Genomic DNA, 18,685 nt, shown 5'->3' with positions numbered 1-18,685 from the left:
TTAAGTCAACTGATATTAAGGAGAGTCTCAACATGTCGATCACCTTTGACAAAATTAAATCTATTACTGAAATTCAAGCAACATCTGGTTTCGAACGTCCCATGCAGGACTTCATGCGCCAAAACATCACCCCTCACGTCGATGAGGTCCAAACCGACGGCCTGGGCGGGATTTTCGGCATCAAACACGCCGCAGATGCAAATGCCCCACGGATTATGGTAGCCGGCCATATGGATGAAGTTGGCTTCATGGTCAGCAAGATCAAGCCCGACGGCACCCTACGTGTCGTTTCGCTCGGTGGCTGGAATCCACTCGTCATCTCGGCCCAACGCTTCATTTTATTTGCCAGAAATGGTGCTGCAATTCCGGTCATCACGGGTGGTGTACCGCCACATTTGATGAGAGGAGCAGGCGGTGCACCTGCTATGCCACAAGTTGAAGATATTATTTTCGACGCAGGATTTGCAGATAGAGCAGAGGCGGAACGTTATGGCGTCCATCCCGGTGCTGTCATCGTGCCTCAGACTGAAGCCATCCTGACTGCCAATCAAAAAAACGTCATCAGTAAAGCCTGGGATAACCGCTACGGCTGCCTCATGGTGACGGAACTTTTAGCGCATCTGAGCGATAACAAAATTCAACTTCCAAACACCCTCATTGCAGGTGCCAATGTTCAAGAAGAAGTCGGTCTCCGTGGCGCACATGTTTCAACGACCAAGTTCAATCCAGACCTATTCTTCGCCGTCGACTGCTCACCCGCCCAAGATACTTTTGACGCTAGCGCTGATGGCCGTATTGGCGATGGGACACTGATGAGAATCTTCGATACTGGTCATATTCTTTTACCAACCATGCGTGATTTCTTACTGGATACGGCTGAGTCAGCGGGTGTAAAATATCAGTACTATGTCTCAAAGGGTGGGACAGATGCCGGTGCTGCTCATTTGAAACACAGTGGTATTCCATCGACAACGATCGGTGTCTGTGCCCGCTATATCCACAGCCATCAAACTCTCTTCTCACTGGAAGATTTCGATACCGCGCAAGCTTTCTTGCAAGCTATTGTGAAAGGTCTCGATCGGTCAACGGTTGACCTGATTCGGGGAACTGGGGTGTAACATATAAAAAATTCTATGATTTTGGCAATCATAGAATTTTTTTAGTCTATCGATTAATCTAGTGTATCTAATCTGTATTTGACAATTCGATCAATCAAATTTTTTGGATAGTCTGGATCTGTCGCATAGCCGCCATCTTTCAAGGCTTGTGCTGCATTTTGATAGGTTCTAGCATTGCTGCGCCAGACGCCTTGATAACGGTAAGCTGAGCCATTCATCGTTGTTCTGATTTTCGTTACATAGTCTGTCAGAGATTCTGCCTGACTGTTGTATTTCCTAAAATCCGCCTGAACTTTAATGGTCTGACCGTTGACAACTTCAGTGGTCCATGCTTTATATTTATACCCCTTCCAGCTGGCATCCGCCTTAACGCCGAACAGATTGTTTGCATTTGTTGCCAACTCGCTTTGACCCCAAGCACTTTCTGCAATAGCCTGACTCACCATGATCGATGGGAATAAATCATTTTCTTTTGCTAATTTTTGGGCACTCGGATAAATTGAACCCAACCAAGCTTTTTGAGTGTCGTTTACTCCCTGTAAGTTAAAGGATGGTGCAGGGAGTGTAGGTGTAGGTGTTGGGGTAGGTTTATCATCTGAAACAACAAATGCCGTTCCTCCTACATCAAATCCTATTCCTTTCTTAACCAGCTTAATTTGGATAGCTTCCAATCGAAGACTCAGGCCTTGACTACCTGCTGATGCACCATTTTGCGCCCAACCTAACCAACCTCTATCCTGAACATGGACACGATAATAAACATCATAATTTTGTGACAAGGTACCGGTTAAGTTGATTCGAAGCGCTTCAAGTCGTAGACCTTGACCGGTAGTCCCTGATAAGGCATTATCTGACACTGTATTTTGCCAACCAATTTTCTGAACATGCGTCTGATATTGAATGCCTCCAGTCATCTTATGAAAAGCAACGTTAGCAACATCAATTTTGATACCTTCTAATCTTAAACTTTTGCCAGATGTACCACTATCAGCACCATTCTTAACCGCAGCTTGCCACCCAAGATTTTGAACATGGGTTTGATAGTTAACCGCTAACTCCGAATCAAAGAAAGCCTCGCCACCAACATCAAAGGGTGTACCTTTTTTAATCAATTTAACTTGCATTGCTTCAAGTCGTAAAGCAAAACCTTGAGTTCCTGCAGATGCACCATTTTTAGCCCAACCTAACCAGCCTTTATCTTGAACATTAACTCTATAATAGACATCATAGTTTTGCGCCAATGTACCAGTTAAGTTGATTCTGATTGCTTCTACACGCAGGCTCTTGCCAGTTGTACCGGATAAGGTATTATCTGAAACAGGATTTTGCCAACCAATACTCTGAACATGAGTTTGATATTGAACACCACCAGTCATCTTGTTAAAGGCAACATTATCAACATTGATTTTAACACTTTCTAACCTCAAGCTTTTTCCTATAGTCCCACTTACTGCACCATCTTTAACAGATGTCTGCCAACCAACATCTTGTATGTGCGTTTGATATCTGACAGCCAAATCTGATGTCAGAAAGGCGTCACCACCTACATCAAATGCTGCACCCTTTTTGACTAGTTTAACTTGCATCGTTTCAAGTCGCTGTCTAAAGCCTTGGGTACCAGCAGATCCACCGTTTTTTGCCCAACCTAGCCAACCTCTATCTTGTGACTGCACGCGATAATAAATATCAAATTGTGACTTAAGATCACCCGTTAAATCAATCCGAACAGCCTCAACACGTAATAATTTCCCCGTTGTCCCTGATAAGGCATTATTAGCAACACTATTTTGCCAACCAACACTCTGCACATGCGTTTGATACTGAATGCCGCCTGAAACATTCCCAGTTACTGCTAATTTTATCGCCTCAACTCGAAGAGACTTACCTACCGTACCACTCGTTATACCATCTACTACTGATTGTTGCCAACCGATACTTTCTACATGTGTCTGATAATGAACAATAGGTGTCGTCGGATAGTTGACTTGTAAACTATTATTTACAGCCGAAGATGTCTGTTTACTGGAATTATAAGCATAGGCATGTATAGCATAGAGGCCACTTTCATAATTATGGTTTACGCCATCGAATGTTGCTAAATACTCGCCATCTTTGACTTTAGTCGCCTGATACCAAAACAAATCATCCTGTCCATTCGCATGAGACCAGATTGGTACTGAAACCTTTGTTACAGCACCACTTGTCTTAACACGTACTTTAAAATCTCCAGTTGCTGGATTACCTTCCACTGAAGTACTAGTAATTTTCGGTGCCTCCAATTGATTATAGTAGTACTCAACTAAATCTCGGAACTGATTCATATCATAGCCAAATCTTGCCCAATACTCATCAGGATCAACATGGCTTGTCGTTTGATTAAATTTATAAGCAATCATTTTATGACTAGCTAAATTACCGTCAGGTTTGATTGATAAATCATTTCTTTGAGGACTACTAGGACTTGACATTAACTTTGGTGCACCCATGTCATATATAATCATCTGATCAGCAGTCCATTTTGCCAATGTCACAATTTGCTTGTAAAATGCTACACTCGTGGTAACACGCATTTGCTCAATTTGGATACCATACTGGTTCCCCCAACCACCTGAGCCCCAAGATTTTTTACCTTTATCCGCTATGGTAATAAGCTGTGAGCCATCCACAAATGAGTGAACAAAAGCAGAATCTTGTGTTCTAACCATATAGTCAATAGAACCGTTAATTGTTCCACCATCAACACCAACTTCATGAATAATCACCATTCTCGGTTTTCCACCAGTATAGTCCATATTGATTCCACCATTTTTATTGGTATTTTGATTATAAATTCTACCAATTGATAAAGTTTCACTTACAGGCTTAATATTATTTTTAATGATATAATTATTGACTGCACTTGCCGCCTCGACTTTCGTCCCAAGCAAACAACTGGATACTACGATGATTGCTAATAAAATCCATTTTTTATTTATCATATACTTCCACTCTTAATTTTCTCAATACCAGTTACATTCTACCCTTACTAAATAATAATATCAAACTTTAGCCTCTATTCCAAGTTTTATTACATATTCTGAAATATCAAAAAATCGAATTAGAGCAATTCATAGTAAACAAAAAAATTGAAGCAATGGTAGCCTCAATTTTTCTACTTTTTTGATTTTTGTATCATTTCGCTTTAAAAGCTGTTGATAACGTTGGAGATAGACCTGAATTTTTGGGTAGAATTCTAATTTGATAGACTTCCATTTGTAAATTATAGCCTTTTGTTCCTGCATCTGCACCATTTTTCGTCCAACCAAGCCAGCCTTGTGATGCAGAATGGGCTCGATAATAAACATCAAATTTATCTATGTATTGTGGTTTCAAGCGAATAGAAAGTGCTTGTGCTGATCGTGATTGTCCAGTGGTACCACTTACTTGATTATTTTTAGAAGTCCAAGATGTCCAACCAATTTCAGCAAGATGCGTGCGATATTCTAACATAGGATTATTAATTTGAATAGCCTCTATTCTACGACTCTGACCTGTTGTACCACTTACCCCTAAATTAACAACAGATGGCATCCAACCGATACCTTGAACATGAGAAGTGTAAGAATACGCAGGAACAGGCTCACCTTTTACAAAAGATGATTGATTAGTTCCTGCTGGGGCATCTCCCCCTTTTTCTACTACTCTTATTTCATAGGCTTCTATTCTTAACGAGAGACCTTGGGTTCCAGCATTTTCACCATTTTTTGCCCAACCTAACCAGCCATAATTTTGTGAATGAACACGATAATAAATATCGTATTGCTCTGATATTTTCCCTGTTAATTGAACACGAATTGCTTCAATAGCTTTAGATTGACCTGTTGTACCACTTTGCTGACCATTTGTTTTCCACCCTTGTTCCCAACCTACTCCTGCAATATGAGATTGAATTGAAATATTGCCCTCAACAGGAGTAGCTTTTGTAAACCCTAGCTTTATCGCTTCAACGGCTTTAGATTGGCCTGTTGTACCGCTTTGCATCGCATCAAAAACTTTGGGTTGCCAGCCAAATGTTGAAACATGTGATTCCTCGGTTATCATGATTTTTGTGCGATCAACATACGCATTTAATGTAGCACCAGGTGCAATACTGCCCTTTGGTACTATATGTACTTGATAAGCTTCTATTTTTGTATCGGAATTACCTGTTCCTGCAGCTTCTCCATTTTTTGCCCAACCTAGCCAGCCAATATTGGAAGAATGGACTCGATAATAAATATCATATTTATTTGCAACAGCTCCTGTCAAACGAATTTTCAAAGCTTCTAAGGGTTTTGACTGTCCGATAGTCCCACTGATATTGCCAGTCGTAACCTCATTTTGCCATCCTTGTCCTTTTACAGATGAAGCATACGAGATACCACCACTACCAAGCGAACTGTCATAACTAATCCGAAATGCTTCGAGACGTTTTCCTGATCCTGTCGTACCACCAATTGTGTTATCTGTTGTATAACCTTGCCAACCAATTCCCTCGACGTGTGAGTCATATGTCATGGCTGTATTAGCAATAGCTCCAGTAAACCTGCCTTTATAGTCAATAGAAACATCCAAGAACTCTGATTTCGACCCTCCTGCTAAAATCATGTTAGAACTATATTGCCATGCACCGCCCTTATCTCGCCACTTTAAGTTGGATGAACTTGGTTTAGCATAATCATATTGTGCTATCCAAAAGTTATTAATTCCACCCATTTTATCATATTCTAGTGGAACATTACCAACTCCTACCCAAGAAGCACTAGCGTAGTGTAAAACATTTTTAAAACCATTGTTTTTAAGTTGTTCCGCAAAAGTGTTACAAGTAATCGTTAAATCTACTTTTTTAGGTTGCATATCACCATCTTCTGCATCATTAACCATGAGTGTTCCTTTGGATAAACCAAGTTCATTTGCTGTTTTAGCAAAGAAGTTAGCCTCAGATATTGCTCCAGCATTACTTGAAAAGCGAGAGTAATGATATACTGAGACGATTAAACCTGCATTTTTAGCCATTTTAATTTGATTAGCAGCATAAGGATTTTTATAACTAGTTCCTTCAGTAATTTTTACACAAATAGCTTTGATGCCTTGTTGTTTTAATAAATTAAAATCATTTTGAGTCATCCAACTTTGCCAACTCGCAATATCTACAACGTCACGACTTGGTAAAGATTTATCGTTTGAGTAAATTGTTGGCACACCTTCTGCTCGTAGCATCGGTCTTCCCGAAACATCACTTAATCCGTACCCTTTTGCATATGTCCCCATTTTATGGTTCATTTGTTCATCGTTTTCATCTATTTCTATATTAGATTTCTCTTGATGGTCAGAACTTACTGTCTGGTCAGTCTTATTTTGTTTTGTCCCACCTTCATCTCCATCACTTTCCGGTGATTCATTCTGTTCAGATGGTGTTACTGTATCTTTTGATGACTCACTCGTCTTATCAGAAACATTCTCCTCGCTTTGTAATTCTTCTAAGTTACTTATTTTAGATTTCGGATTACTTGTTTCCAAAGCTGAAACAGTATTCACGAATGTCCCTAAAATTGCAGAACAAAGTAATACAACTGCATATTTTTTCTTTTTCAATTTTAAGTTATTCTCCTTACTATGAACGACTTTTACAAAAATATACTTTTTGATAGCATCCAATATCTCATGTTATAATTATATAGTTAGTGATATATATAATTATAACATGGAACCAAACTGACTCATAATAATACAAAAAACAGATTTACAAAAATCTGCTTTTATTTAATTAGTCTAAGTTATACTATTTAGTAATTACTACCACTTAAAATCAGAAAGAACTTCAAGATTACACCATTCTATGTTTAAAGTTTATCTTGAACATATTTAACAAAATCTACCTTTTCTTTCTTGGCTTCATCCCAATACTTTAAAAGTTGTTCATCCGAAATACTTGAAGAATCAATACCTGCTTGATAGAGTTTCAACCTTGCCTGAGTTAAATTAGAACCTTGAACATCTTCTGTTTTAACTGTCTCACTGGAAGAAACTATTGATTCAGATGGTATCGGTTCCTCAGAAGATTTTGGAGTACTTGGCTTTTCAATTGTACTCGTTGATTTTGGAGAAGATTTGGTAGGAGTTGTCTTCTCTTTTTTGGCGCCACAAGCTACCAAGGTGCCGCTTGCCAAAATTACTAATACTACTAATATTTTCTTCATCTTACATATCCTCTATTTAATGACAAAGACTGGTCTCCCAGCATCCCAATCCATTGGGTCTGCAGAGGGTTTACTCCATATATATGAAATATCATACCACCCATTAAAGAATTGTCGATTATATGGATCTAGTACTTCAGTTTTTCCACCACTATTACCAAAAGAGACGACCGCATGTCCAATTCCGACATTTTCCAACCAGATGAGTGGATAGCCTTCTATCAATCGCTGCTCAGCAACACCCTGAGATGTGACAACCTCTACTGAATGACCATAAGAATTTGCTGTCGCGATAATATCTTTACCCGATGCACCAACTGCCCAGCCACTATAATAATCCATACGCGCCGCAACATCCGCAGGTGTCAAATTCATACCATAGCTACCTTTTAAAATCATAGCAAGACTCGTCGGCACACATCCTGATGGTCCAATGGTAGATGAGTTAAATCTATTGCCAGACCATCGTCCGTCCCATTGTGAATAATAATAAGGCTTACCGATCTTCGGTTTAAAATCACTTGCTGATAAAAAGGCTTTACCTGTTGCAGGAGCGGCAGCTCCTTTAGGAATCAATTGAATTTGAATTGCTTCAAGTCGTTTGGAAGCGCCACTAGAGCCTGCATTCCCTCCGTTTTTCGTCCACGCTATCCATCCTTTATCTTGAACGTGAACTCGATAATAGACATCATAAAAGCTAGCTAATTCACCTGTTAAACTAATATTAAGCGCCTCAAGTCGCTTGCTTTGACCGGTTGTACCAGAGATAGAACCATTAGAAACTTTAGACTGCCAGCCAATATTTTGAATATGTGTCTGGTAAACGATAGAGCCAGTGAGTCCTGTCTGAGCAGTAGATATTTTCAAAGCCTCTAAACGTTTTCCCTGACCTGTTGTACCAGAAACTTGATTATTACCTTTAGAAGTTTGCCAACCGATACTTTGAATGTGTGTCTGATAAGAAAGAGTCGTCCCCGAAACAAAAGCACGCGACTGTTCAAAAGTACCCGTTCCTTTAGGAACAAGTTTAATCTCAATTCCTTCTAATCGGGCGGAAAGTCCTTGGCTCCCCGCTGGTGCCCCATTTTTCGCCCAAGACAACCAGCCAACATTTTGAGCGTGGACACGATAGTAGATATCATAATGGCTGCTCAATTCATCTGTTAGCGATATTTTGATAGCTTCTAAACGTTTAGATTGACCTGTTGTCCCTGCAAGTGCGCCATCAGAAACATAATTTTTACCATTCGCAACTTGCCAACCTATATTTTGAATGTGTACCTGATAATCAATACGTCCAGAATATGTTGAATTATCTAGCTTAATTTTTATTCCCTCAAGACGCAAGGCTTTCCCTTGCGTACCTGACATCGCGCCATCTGTCTTAGCATTTTCCCAACCAATACTTTGAATATGTGATTGATAAACAACTGATGTTTTAACGACAGTAATCGCTACTTTTTCTGATTTCGTACCATCTTCTGACGTCACTGTGATTTCTGTTTCACCTGTTGATAAACCAGTCACTTTACCTTCACTGTCGACGCTAGCTACCGCTGAATTTGAAGTGGTATATTGAACTGTTTGGTTTGCGGTAGTTAGTAAAACAGCAACTGAGACTTGAATCGTTTCACCAATTGCAATCTTAGACTTAGGCACGCTAGTTTCTATGCCAGTAATAACTTCTGGCGTTTCAGATGTTGTCGTTGTCAGGTTAGATGAATGCTGTGTTGTTGAAGACTCAATCTTCGCATCATTTTCTGTTGAGCTTTCTTGTGAGTCAGGAGCTGACTGCCCAGAAAACTGTTCACTTGCTGTATTAGGCTGGCGTGTATCATCATTCTGAGTTTGACTGTCACTTGTTGTTTCGACCGCTTGTATGACAATTGGCCCATTGACTAATGAGACTATCAGTACACCTATGGACATTAGCGCTACCACTTTATTTTTCTTCATCATTTATCTCCTAGCCATTGTTGCTAAATTTAACCGCTTTCATTTCTCTTTAATCAATTATAACATAAAAATATTTCAATTAATAAGATTATAATAATTTAAATAAATAAAAAAACATGGCTTTACCACATTTCTATTTCTAAAAAACAAATCAACTATTACTTTTTATTTCAATTTCTTTATTACCCTCAATAATTTCATCCAAAGTCAGTTTAACAAAATATATAGTGATTATGAACCCACAAAATATCATAGGAACAAAGGTTCTTATACCTGATATATAAACTGTTGGACTTAAAGCCAAAATCATTTTGGTTGCCGTACCACTTATTAACAAAGTAAAGACGATTACCCTATCGCGATAGAATGTTAAAACAGTCCAGATAATAACTAGAATAAAAACTAACATCAAAATCATTACTATATCCGGATATACTGATATAGCTGTATTCCCGGTAATAGATAGTATATCTCCATGCAATCCTTTAGGGAAAGAATCGTATATGATCTTCATTTTTGATACAGGCGTCCACATGTGAAGATAAGGCAATATAATCATTGTAAGTATTGCCGCCAATCCTATACTTTGGTTAATCTTTTTTTTGAGTATAGCATAAATTAAGATACTAACTAACATTAAAATTAAAAAAAGAGTAACCTCTCCATTAAATAACAAATCATAGGTCATCCGAATAAAACCAACATCGAGTTTTCTAAGAAGACTGATATTAGCAAATTCCGGAAAATGTTCTTTAATTTCTATTATAGTTCGTTTAGTATTGCCAGGTGATAATTTAACAGAAAGGATACCCATCACTGATAAAAATAAAAAGGGCATATATTTTTTAACTGATATTTTTTGAGTCAACTGATAAACAATCGCTGTAAAAAAAATAATGAAACTTAACAGAGCAAATTGCTCTTGCTGCACGACAAAAATAAATGTCAACAGTTTAAATACATATCCATATGACCTGGTTTCTTTTTTAAAAATAAGCAAACTGTAAGCCATTAAGCACATCGGAACATAATAGTTAGTCATTGTTGCGATAACTCCCGCGCTGTCAAACAGACGATTAATTGGAAAGAAAAAAATAGCAAGAATTGGAACAATTAGTTTGTATTTCAAATATTTATTTTCATCAAATCCTATCAAGCGAACAAATGAGACCATTGATAAAAAACTAAGCAAAAATATTAGAACAAAAAATTGAATATAATGAACACTAAAATAAGCGGTAATCGCTTCAATAAGAAAACGACTACTCCACGAAATATAACGTGATATTGCAAAAGATAGATAATGATAATTATACTCTCTTGCATAGCTTTTAAATGCTTCCGTATCCCCCAACGTAATAGATGACCCTAGCGTATATATAACCATTAGCAAACTAAAAACTAAAGGTATCATATTTTTTTTAATAAATTTTTTCATTCTTATATATTTTCCCCATGAGTAAATTACTTTATAAAATTGAACATCTATCTTACCAAATAAATGTTAATCTTCGCTTTTGATGTGACTCTCTTTTATAATATAATTTGGTCGTTTCTTAACTTCTGTAAAAATTTTACCAATGTATTTTCCGACTATTCCCAGACAAAAAAGTTGTAAGCCTCCCAAAAATAAGATAATACAAACAAGCGATGGCCAACCCGGAACTGGGTTTTGCTTCACCAAATTATCTAAAAAGAAGTAAAGCATAGCTAATATAGAAATCACACAGCTACCAATTCCCACAAACGTTGCAAAAGTTAAAGGTGCTTCTGAAAAATTGACAATTCCTTCAAGGGAATACCTAAAAAGTGACCAAAAACTCCAAGTTGTTTTCCCTGCTGAACGTTCTCTATTCACGTAGGATATGTAGTAGGTATCGAAACCGACCCAACTAAAAAGTCCTTTAGAGAAACGATTCACTTCATTTAATTCTAATACTGCATCAACTACTTGACGCGTCATCAAACGAAAATCTCGTGCACCATCCACCATCTCTGTATCAGAGATGTGATTGATAACTTGATAAAACTTCTTAGCAAAAAAAGAGCGTAACACCGGCTCCCCAACGCGATTAGAGCGTCTCGTACCAACTATATCATAACCTTCTTGTATTTTTTGGTACATTTCTGGCAATAGTTCAGGTGGATCTTGTAAATCAACATCCATGACCGTAATTAAATCACCCGTTGAAGCTTCTAAACCAGCCATAAGAGCTGCTTCTTTGCCGAAATTTCTAGAAAAAGAAATATAATTCACATTCGTGTATTGATTAGCAGCTTCTCTTAAGAAAAGTAACGTTTTATCTTTTGATCCATCATTAATAAATAAATACTCAAACTCAAGTGACATCTCTGTCTCAACTCGTTTCATTTCTTTTAAATAAATAGCAATGGTTTCTTCTTCGTTGTAACAAGGCACAATGATTGATAATTTTTTCATAATATTTCTTCCTGATATATTAACTTTGATTTTTTAATCCATAAAAATTTGCATGACAGTAACTTATAGAGTTTTTATGCCTTTACAATAGCATCATAATTCCCTCTTCTTCACTCAGAGAATTGATACCATCTACTATCAACAAACCATTAATAAAAATTGTTTAACTATCTATTAATTATAAAGCATTCCAACCGTGAGTACAAGCCTTGACTAACTTAATTCTAAACTTGTAAACTATAATTTCCTTCTTTATTCAAATCAAAAGGTTTTGTTCTTAGGAATAAAACCTTTTGATTTAATATTATTTATGTAGTAATTAATTATCATGAAATAAGTCACGTGTATAAATTTTTGGGGTGACATCCATTAAATCTGATTCCATACGATTAGCAACAATAACGTCACTCAATACCTTGAATTTAGATAAATCAGTAATCACACGAGAATTGAAAAACATCGGCACTTTAAGTGTTGGTTCATAGATGATAACCTCGATCCCTTTGGCTTTCAAGCGCTTCATAATACCTTGGATCGAGCTATGTCTGAAATTATCAGAGTTTGTTTTCATCGTCAAACGGTAAACGCCGACAACTTTCGGCTTGCGTGCTAAAATTTGTTCTGCAACAAAATCCTTACGCGTTGTGTTTGATGCCACAATAGCAGAAATAAGGTTCTCAGGAACATCTGAATAGTTAGCTTTTAATTGCTTGGTATCTTTTGGCAAGCAGTATCCACCATATCCAAAACTCGGATTATTATAGTGTCCTCCAATACGCGGATCAAGCCCAACTCCCTCAATAATTTGCTGCGTATTAAGATCTTTAACTTCAGCATAAGTATCTAACTCATTAAAATAAGCAACGCGCAAACCTAGATAAGTGTTTGAAAATAGCTTAATCGCTTCAGCCTCAGTCGAATTTGTCAACAACACTGGAACGTCAGCTTTTAAAGCACCACGCTTGAATAGTTCTGCAATTTCTTGGCCACGCGGTGAATCTTCACCAATAATAATCCGTGACGGATAGAGATTATCATATAAAGCCTTTCCTTCACGTAAAAATTCTGGTGAAAAGATAATATTTTCTGTTTGATATTTTGCTTTGACTTGTTGTACATACCCCACTGGAACAGTTGATTTGATAATAAATGTCGCATCTGGTTTAATAGTCAACGCTTTTTCAATAACATATTCAATCGTTGATGTATCAAAAAAGTTATTCACATCATCATAATCCGTCGGTGTCGCAATTAATAAATAATCTCCATGATTAACAGCTTTTTCAAAAATCGTCGTAAAATCAACCTTGCTTTTATCATGCGTCAAAAAGTCAATAATATCTATATCAACTAATGGACTCTGCTTATCTTGCAACATTTTGATTTTTTCATCTACAATATCATAGGCTATAACGTCTTCATGTTGACCTAATAGCAACGCATTGGCTAGGCCGACATAACCTAGACCGAAAATTGAAATTTTCATTAATATTTTCCTTCTTTCATACTGGCCATTATTATAGATAAAATACACTTTTAATGCAACGTTTTAAGAATTTTACCTCCAAAACAATCAAGAGAATATTGGTACATAATCTCATCTGGTATTTTCTGATATGGCATATTATACCATTCTTTAATTAAATTAACATCATCAAACCCTATAATAAAAATATTGTTAGGCATATAAAAATTTGTATTTTTTATTTCTAAATTGTTAGTAATTATTTTTTTCTGCAAAAATAATGCTTCTAGTACCCTAAGTGAAAATGAATTTTGACGAATTTCTGTTATTTCTAAAATAGCTTTAGATTGACTAGTTCTATCAAAAATTTCCTGATAAGTTTGGAATTGTGATTCGTTTTCAACAATCGTAAAATCTACTGAAATACCTTGTTGCTCAAGTACATTTTTTATTTCATTAATTTGTGTTTTACGACCTTTGTCACGCCCAAAAAAATAAACAGATTCATTTTGATTTTTAGAACGAGTAACTTCATATGTAAACGGCATTCTAGCATATTCGATTAAATAGTGTTGACTATCTCCATAATCAAATGTAAATATATACTTAGTTATCCCTTTAGCAAACTCTAAATATTGTTTTTGTGATGAATCCCTAATAATATTACCAAAATAAACAATTATTTTTTTGTCCGGCCATCTCTTATGAATTGAATTTACAATGTAAGTAGGCATACCATCTCTGACGATAATTGCATCATACATATCAATTTCATTTTTCCAACTTCCCCAAAAAAGCCAATCTATTTTTATATAACTAAACAAAATAAAAATAATTGTTTTGATTTTGAGATTAATATCAAAACATTGCTTATACACGTAACGAACATCAATCAACGAGCTCTCAGCATTTTCAGAAACATATGAAAATGCTGGAACTGTTAACCATAAAATTTTTTTAAAACTAGGAAAATTTTGTTTTTCCTTACCCATTAAGCTCTCCCAATAATACGATTGAGTATTTTTAATATAATATGTCGATAAATAAATATCTCAAAAACAGCGGTCACTAACACTAAAATAGAATTGATAATAACATTTTCAAATTGTATTAATAAACCTAACATAATGAATATCACAGCTAGAACTACAATAAAACGCCATTTTAAATTATAATTTTGAATTTTCTGTCCCATCTTATATCGGAACAAAAATAACAAAAAGCTCGCAAATAGATATGCAATACAAACACCTGTTAAACCTAGAAAGTGGTACCCTACAAAACAGAAGATTGCATTAAATATACCAACCAATAAACTAGCAACTGCAATCGCCTTGGTCTTTTGATGAACAATCATAATATTACCAACATTTGTCGCCATTGCCTGAAAAATCGAAGCCATTAATAAGAATGGCACAATTATCAGCGTATTTTGATAAGCAGAATTACCAAGTGTGAAATAGTACATACCAATTACAGGCAATAGAAGTATACCAACATTCAAAAACATCTTAAACATTTCAGTATTTTTTTTCGCAAATGATTCAATAAAATTATCATTTTCACTCGTAATAATGGTATCTTCTATCGTTGCCATACCTAAAACTGATCCAAACATAGCAACAATGCTTGCAAATTTATTAGCAAATGAGAAAAAACCTGTTTCATCAGAACCTACAAAACTACCTAAATAAAACATGACATAGCCGCCGAGAAACCAAACAAATACAAGATTAAAAATCAAAGGCCATGAGAATTTCAATAATTTTTTTAATAGATTTTTATCGATTGCTTTAAACGAAATATATTTTAATAGGCTGGAACCAAATAAAAGATATAAAACATTAACCAGATTACCAATTAAAAAGCTTAATAGCAAACCAAGTAATCCTAATCGTAAGAAAACAACTAAGAAAATTAACAAGCCAACATTGACAAACGTTGAGATAATACCGCTTATAACATAATTCTTACTCTCCTTAATCCCTCGCACAGCAATTTGTAAAGTGCTTAAAATCGGTTGCAAAAGTAATGAAATAATGAATAAGTGGACATATGGTAAAGTATTAAAGATTCTCAAATAAGGAAACGGTAAAATAATCGCCCAAAATATAGTCGCTCCAAGCCCAAAAAATACTGTTGTTGAAATAAGTGAAGTTAATTTTTCTCGATTATTTTCATTTAAACCGAATCTTAAAATACCTTCCCATACTGCCAAAAACATAATGGGAGCCAGAAAAGAAGCAATTGTGTTTTGATAATCAAAACGTCCTAAATCCGTAGGTAAAATATACCCTGCGTAGATAGGTAATATTAGTACCTTTAATAAATTACTTGATAAGGTACCAACTGCATATATCGCTGTCTTTTTAACTATTGAATGTTCTTTATTTTTTCCCAATATTTTCCCCTATCGCATAATAGGCTTTATACCATTCTACAAATTTTTTAATACCTTCATCTAAATCAGTTGTTGGTTGGTAGCCAGTTTCTTTTGATAAATCAGAAATATCCGCAAATGTTTGAACAACATCGCCATCTTGCATCGGTAAATATTCTTTCTTAGCCTCAATCCCCAAATGTTTTTCGATAATTTCAATAAATTTCCCAAGTTGCACTGGGTTATTATTACCAATATTATAAATCTTATAAGGTGCCCAAGAATCTGATACCTGATAATCAATCTGACCTTTAGGTATATGATTTAACAAACGGATAATGCCATCACAAATGTCATCAATATAGGTGAAATCACGCATCATCTTACCATGGTTAAATACTTGAATCGCTTCCCCACGAACAATTTTATCAGTAAAGCCATAATAGGCCATATCCGGACGTCCCATTGGTCCATAGACTGTAAAGAAACGTAACCCAGTTACTGGAATTTGGTATAAATTAGCATAAGCATGAGCCATTAATTCATTTGACTTTTTAGTTGCAGCATACAATGAAACTGGATGGTCAACATTATCCTCAGTTGAAAATGGAATTTTTTTATTACCTCCATAAACTGATGAACTTGAGGCAAATAATAAATGTTTTACAGGATACTTACGACAAGCCTCAAGTATGTTTAAAAAACCAACAACATTTGATTGGATATAAGCATCTGGGTTTTCAATAGAATAGCGCACCCCTGCTTGAGCTGCTAAATTTATCACAATATCAAAAGATTCTTGTTTAAACAACTCCTCTAAAGTTTGCTTTTCACACAAATCCATTTGAACAAATTTGATTTTTTTCCCTAATAGCCGCAAACGCTCTTGCTTTAAAGTCACATCATAGTAGTCGTTCAAATTATCAATCCCTACTATATCATGAGTCTCTGGCAATAATGTCGCCAATCTGGCACCTATAAATCCTGCAACGCCTGTAATTAATACTTTCATCTGTATACCTCTAATCTACCTGGATTAAGCTGAATTCCGGTTTTAATAAATTTGAATAAACACCATAGCCTTTTGTTGGTCTTTTCCAAATGCTTGGCGCGATTACAATTTTATTTTGAGCTTGACCTAAATACATCGCCCAATAAGAAAATGTTGAATTACTTATGATAAAGTGTTGGCACATACTCATCATTCTGATCTTTTCAGCAATATCATCTGTTCCATCTTCAAAAAGAATACTATCTTGATTTTCAAAAAAACCTTTTGCATAATCAATATCATCGCTAAATATTAAGAACACCGGTTTTTCAACTCGTGCCTTTATTTCTGAAATGGCCTTCAAATAGTAGTCTTCATCTGTCACAAAATGGCGACTTTTAAAACGCTCATTTAAGAAATCTCCTCGACGTATTGAGACACAGATACTGCTTTCTTTCCGGGCATTTTCGTAAATCTGATTATTCTTAGACAACATAGGCGCTTTGGAAACGTATTCTTTTAACAAAATATCTCTAATCAAATCATTCAAACGATAATCTTCGAATAACCCCTCAACAATCACATTGTTTTTAAAACTCATTTGTGGTAATTCTGCTATAAAATGAGTTATATTTTCAATATTATAAATTGAAATAATACCTAATCTAAGAAAGAAACGCCAAGTATGTTTTTCGACTTGTGGTAATTTAAAAAAACCCTGTACTTTGAATAACTTCACACAAATCAAATCAATCAAACGTCTAACAAACCAAAATATCTTAGTTTTTAAAGGTAAAATATTCTTATTAGAAACCAGATAATCTGTATTAAATAGTCGTAAATCATCTTGAAATAAAAAAGAATCAGAAGAAGACTTTTTTTCATTTTCTTGCTTTAGTGAATTGAAAATGATATATATCGATTCAAAATTGAGTTTGTCCTTTAAAAGTCTCGCAAAAGCATACTGAGACAGTTGATTACCTGCACGACCTTTAATATGTAAATAAATATCTGCCATGTTAAGCTCCCTCTACGAACCTTTCAATTTCATCCAACCACTTTTTAGCAATAATATCTGGAGCAAACTCTTGATTCACGTATTTTCCGAGCTCTCCTATTTTTAATGCTTCATCATAATGATGCAATGAGTGATACAAACTATTTCTCAAAGCCTGAACATCATTAAATGGGACAACCGGTCCACCAACAGTTCCATTCTTAGTTAAGAATCTAGCACCACCTGGCTCACAATCAGTCGCAACAACAGGTGTTCCTGTAGATAATGCTTCTAACAAAGTATTAGGTATACCTTCATATTGAGATGATAACACAAAAATTTTAGCCTGATTGTAAAAATCTGGCGTAATTTTTATTTTCCCTGGCAACTTAATGTAGTTTTGAGCATTAGCATCGGCAATCATTTTTTCAAGCAAATCACGCTGGGGACCATCTCCATAAATCACTAATCGTTCGTCTGGAAAATCATCATGTAACTCGATAAAACTTTGAATCAAATTATCAAATTTTTTCACTGGATCAAATCTACCAACTGAAATAACATCTTGACGTTTAAAAATTTTATCTTGTCCACTCTGATCAAAAAAAACAGGGTTTGGAATTACAAAAGTTTTAGATTTACTAAGTTGGGTATAATAATCTTGAGCCATTGATGTTTGGAAGCCTACCAATTTTGATTTTGAAAACATATATTTCATAACCATCTTTCCTATAAAAGGATACATTGATGGTGCACCACGCTCACTCGTTAATAAGGGTATTTTATTTCCTAATAAAGCCAAAAATGAAGTTTGAGAAATCGGGAAATTAATAATACAATCAAATTTTGTGGAACTTAAAATTTTTCTAAAAAAACGAACCTTTTCAAAAATCGCTATTTTTTTATTATCAGTTAAGATTGATGGTGTAATAACTTTGATATTAGAATCAATTTTAAATATGTTGGTATCAGGTTGCATTGCCATTAGCGTGACATCATATCCTGCTTGAATAGCTTGATTAGCTACAAAAACTATGATTTTTTGTGCACCACCTATCCCTAGAGACTCTGTCATAAATAAAATTCGTTTTTTCATTGTTTGCTCCATATCCCCCACAAA

13 protein-coding genes are annotated in these 18,685 nt (G+C 35.5%); 1 reads left to right on the top strand and 12 read right to left on the bottom strand.

Features of this window, described 5'->3' with window-relative positions; all coding sequences use genetic code 11:
• Positions 1-32 precede the first annotated feature (32 nt).
• Positions 33-1,118, top strand: coding sequence for a glutamyl aminopeptidase (gene pepA, locus LRA01S_RS00240; RefSeq protein ID WP_061773649.1), 1,086 nt, complete (start codon positions 33-35; stop codon positions 1,116-1,118).
• 53 nt (positions 1,119-1,171) lie between these two features.
• On the opposite strand, the gene LRA01S_RS00235 is transcribed toward pepA, so the two are convergent.
• The 12 genes from LRA01S_RS00235 to LRA01S_RS00180 form a co-directional block, all read right to left on the bottom strand.
• Complete coding sequence (locus LRA01S_RS00235) at positions 1,172-4,096, bottom strand: glucosaminidase domain-containing protein (protein WP_061773648.1); 2,925 nt, start codon at positions 4,094-4,096, stop codon at positions 1,172-1,174.
• A gap of 193 nt (positions 4,097-4,289) precedes the next feature.
• Positions 4,290-6,794: a GH25 family lysozyme gene (locus tag LRA01S_RS00230; RefSeq protein WP_144259867.1), complete on the bottom strand. Its 2,505-nt coding sequence runs from the start codon at positions 6,792-6,794 to the stop codon at positions 4,290-4,292.
• A gap of 185 nt (positions 6,795-6,979) precedes the next feature.
• Positions 6,980-7,336 (bottom strand): hypothetical protein, encoded by a 357-nt coding sequence (locus LRA01S_RS00225; protein WP_061773646.1) that lies wholly within the window; start codon positions 7,334-7,336, stop codon positions 6,980-6,982.
• Positions 7,337-7,348: 12 nt separating this feature from the next.
• A complete protein-coding gene (locus LRA01S_RS00220; protein ID WP_061773645.1) occupies positions 7,349-9,292 on the bottom strand; it encodes an Ig-like domain-containing protein in 1,944 nt (647 codons plus the stop codon).
• 151 nt (positions 9,293-9,443) lie between these two features.
• Positions 9,444-10,730 (bottom strand): hypothetical protein, encoded by a 1,287-nt coding sequence (locus LRA01S_RS00215; RefSeq protein WP_061773644.1) that lies wholly within the window; start codon positions 10,728-10,730, stop codon positions 9,444-9,446.
• Positions 10,731-10,796: 66 nt separating this feature from the next.
• The gene (locus tag LRA01S_RS00210; RefSeq protein ID WP_061773643.1) at positions 10,797-11,732 is read right to left on the bottom strand and encodes a glycosyltransferase family 2 protein; all 936 of its coding nucleotides are present in this window, start codon (positions 11,730-11,732) and stop codon (positions 10,797-10,799) included.
• 319 nt (positions 11,733-12,051) lie between these two features.
• Positions 12,052-13,218, bottom strand: coding sequence for a nucleotide sugar dehydrogenase (locus LRA01S_RS00205; protein ID WP_061773642.1), 1,167 nt, complete (start codon positions 13,216-13,218; stop codon positions 12,052-12,054).
• Between the two features lie 50 nt (positions 13,219-13,268).
• Positions 13,269-14,189, bottom strand: coding sequence for a WaaS/CpsH family glycosyltransferase (locus LRA01S_RS00200; protein WP_061773641.1), 921 nt, complete (start codon positions 14,187-14,189; stop codon positions 13,269-13,271).
• Entirely contained in the window at positions 14,189-15,598 is a 1,410-nt protein-coding gene (locus tag LRA01S_RS00195) for a lipopolysaccharide biosynthesis protein (protein ID WP_061773640.1), read from the bottom strand. The genes LRA01S_RS00200 and LRA01S_RS00195 overlap by 1 nt, the downstream gene beginning before the upstream one ends.
• The gene (locus LRA01S_RS00190) at positions 15,585-16,589 is read right to left on the bottom strand and encodes an NAD-dependent epimerase (RefSeq protein ID WP_061773639.1); all 1,005 of its coding nucleotides are present in this window, start codon (positions 16,587-16,589) and stop codon (positions 15,585-15,587) included. The genes LRA01S_RS00195 and LRA01S_RS00190 overlap by 14 nt, the downstream gene beginning before the upstream one ends.
• Before the next feature lie 10 nt (positions 16,590-16,599).
• Complete coding sequence (locus LRA01S_RS00185; RefSeq protein WP_061773638.1) at positions 16,600-17,586, bottom strand: alpha-1,2-fucosyltransferase; 987 nt, start codon at positions 17,584-17,586, stop codon at positions 16,600-16,602.
• 1 nt (position 17,587) lies between these two features.
• A complete protein-coding gene (locus LRA01S_RS00180) occupies positions 17,588-18,661 on the bottom strand; it encodes a glycosyltransferase (RefSeq protein ID WP_163604802.1) in 1,074 nt (357 codons plus the stop codon).
• Positions 18,662-18,685 lie beyond the last annotated feature (24 nt).

This window comes from Pseudolactococcus raffinolactis NBRC 100932 (assembly GCF_001591765.1).
In the GTDB taxonomy this organism is placed as follows: Bacteria; Bacillota; Bacilli; order Lactobacillales; family Streptococcaceae; genus Pseudolactococcus; species Pseudolactococcus raffinolactis.
The sequence above is the reverse complement of the archived record's forward strand: the minus strand, read 5'-3'. Positions and strand labels throughout refer to the sequence as shown.

Excerpts from the sequence above, each read along its gene's own strand:
- LRA01S_RS00220 (WP_061773645.1), bottom strand. The coding sequence starts at position 9,292 with ATGAAGAAAAATAAAGTGGTAGCGCTAATGTCCATAGGTGTACTGATA.
- pepA (WP_061773649.1), top strand. The coding sequence starts at position 33 with ATGTCGATCACCTTTGACAAAATTAAATCTATTACTGAAATTCAAGCA.
- LRA01S_RS00205 (WP_061773642.1), bottom strand. The coding sequence starts at position 13,218 with ATGAAAATTTCAATTTTCGGTCTAGGTTATGTCGGCCTAGCCAATGCG.
- LRA01S_RS00185 (WP_061773638.1), bottom strand. The coding sequence starts at position 17,586 with ATGGCAGATATTTATTTACATATTAAAGGTCGTGCAGGTAATCAACTG.
- LRA01S_RS00235 (WP_061773648.1), bottom strand. The coding sequence starts at position 4,096 with ATGATAAATAAAAAATGGATTTTATTAGCAATCATCGTAGTATCCAGT.
- LRA01S_RS00225 (WP_061773646.1), bottom strand. The coding sequence starts at position 7,336 with ATGAAGAAAATATTAGTAGTATTAGTAATTTTGGCAAGCGGCACCTTG.
- LRA01S_RS00215 (WP_061773644.1), bottom strand. The coding sequence starts at position 10,730 with ATGAAAAAATTTATTAAAAAAAATATGATACCTTTAGTTTTTAGTTTG.
- LRA01S_RS00180 (WP_163604802.1), bottom strand. The coding sequence starts at position 18,661 with ATGAAAAAACGAATTTTATTTATGACAGAGTCTCTAGGGATAGGTGGT.
- LRA01S_RS00190 (WP_061773639.1), bottom strand. The coding sequence starts at position 16,589 with ATGAAAGTATTAATTACAGGCGTTGCAGGATTTATAGGTGCCAGATTG.
- LRA01S_RS00200 (WP_061773641.1), bottom strand. The coding sequence starts at position 14,189 with ATGGGTAAGGAAAAACAAAATTTTCCTAGTTTTAAAAAAATTTTATGG.
- LRA01S_RS00210 (WP_061773643.1), bottom strand. The coding sequence starts at position 11,732 with ATGAAAAAATTATCAATCATTGTGCCTTGTTACAACGAAGAAGAAACC.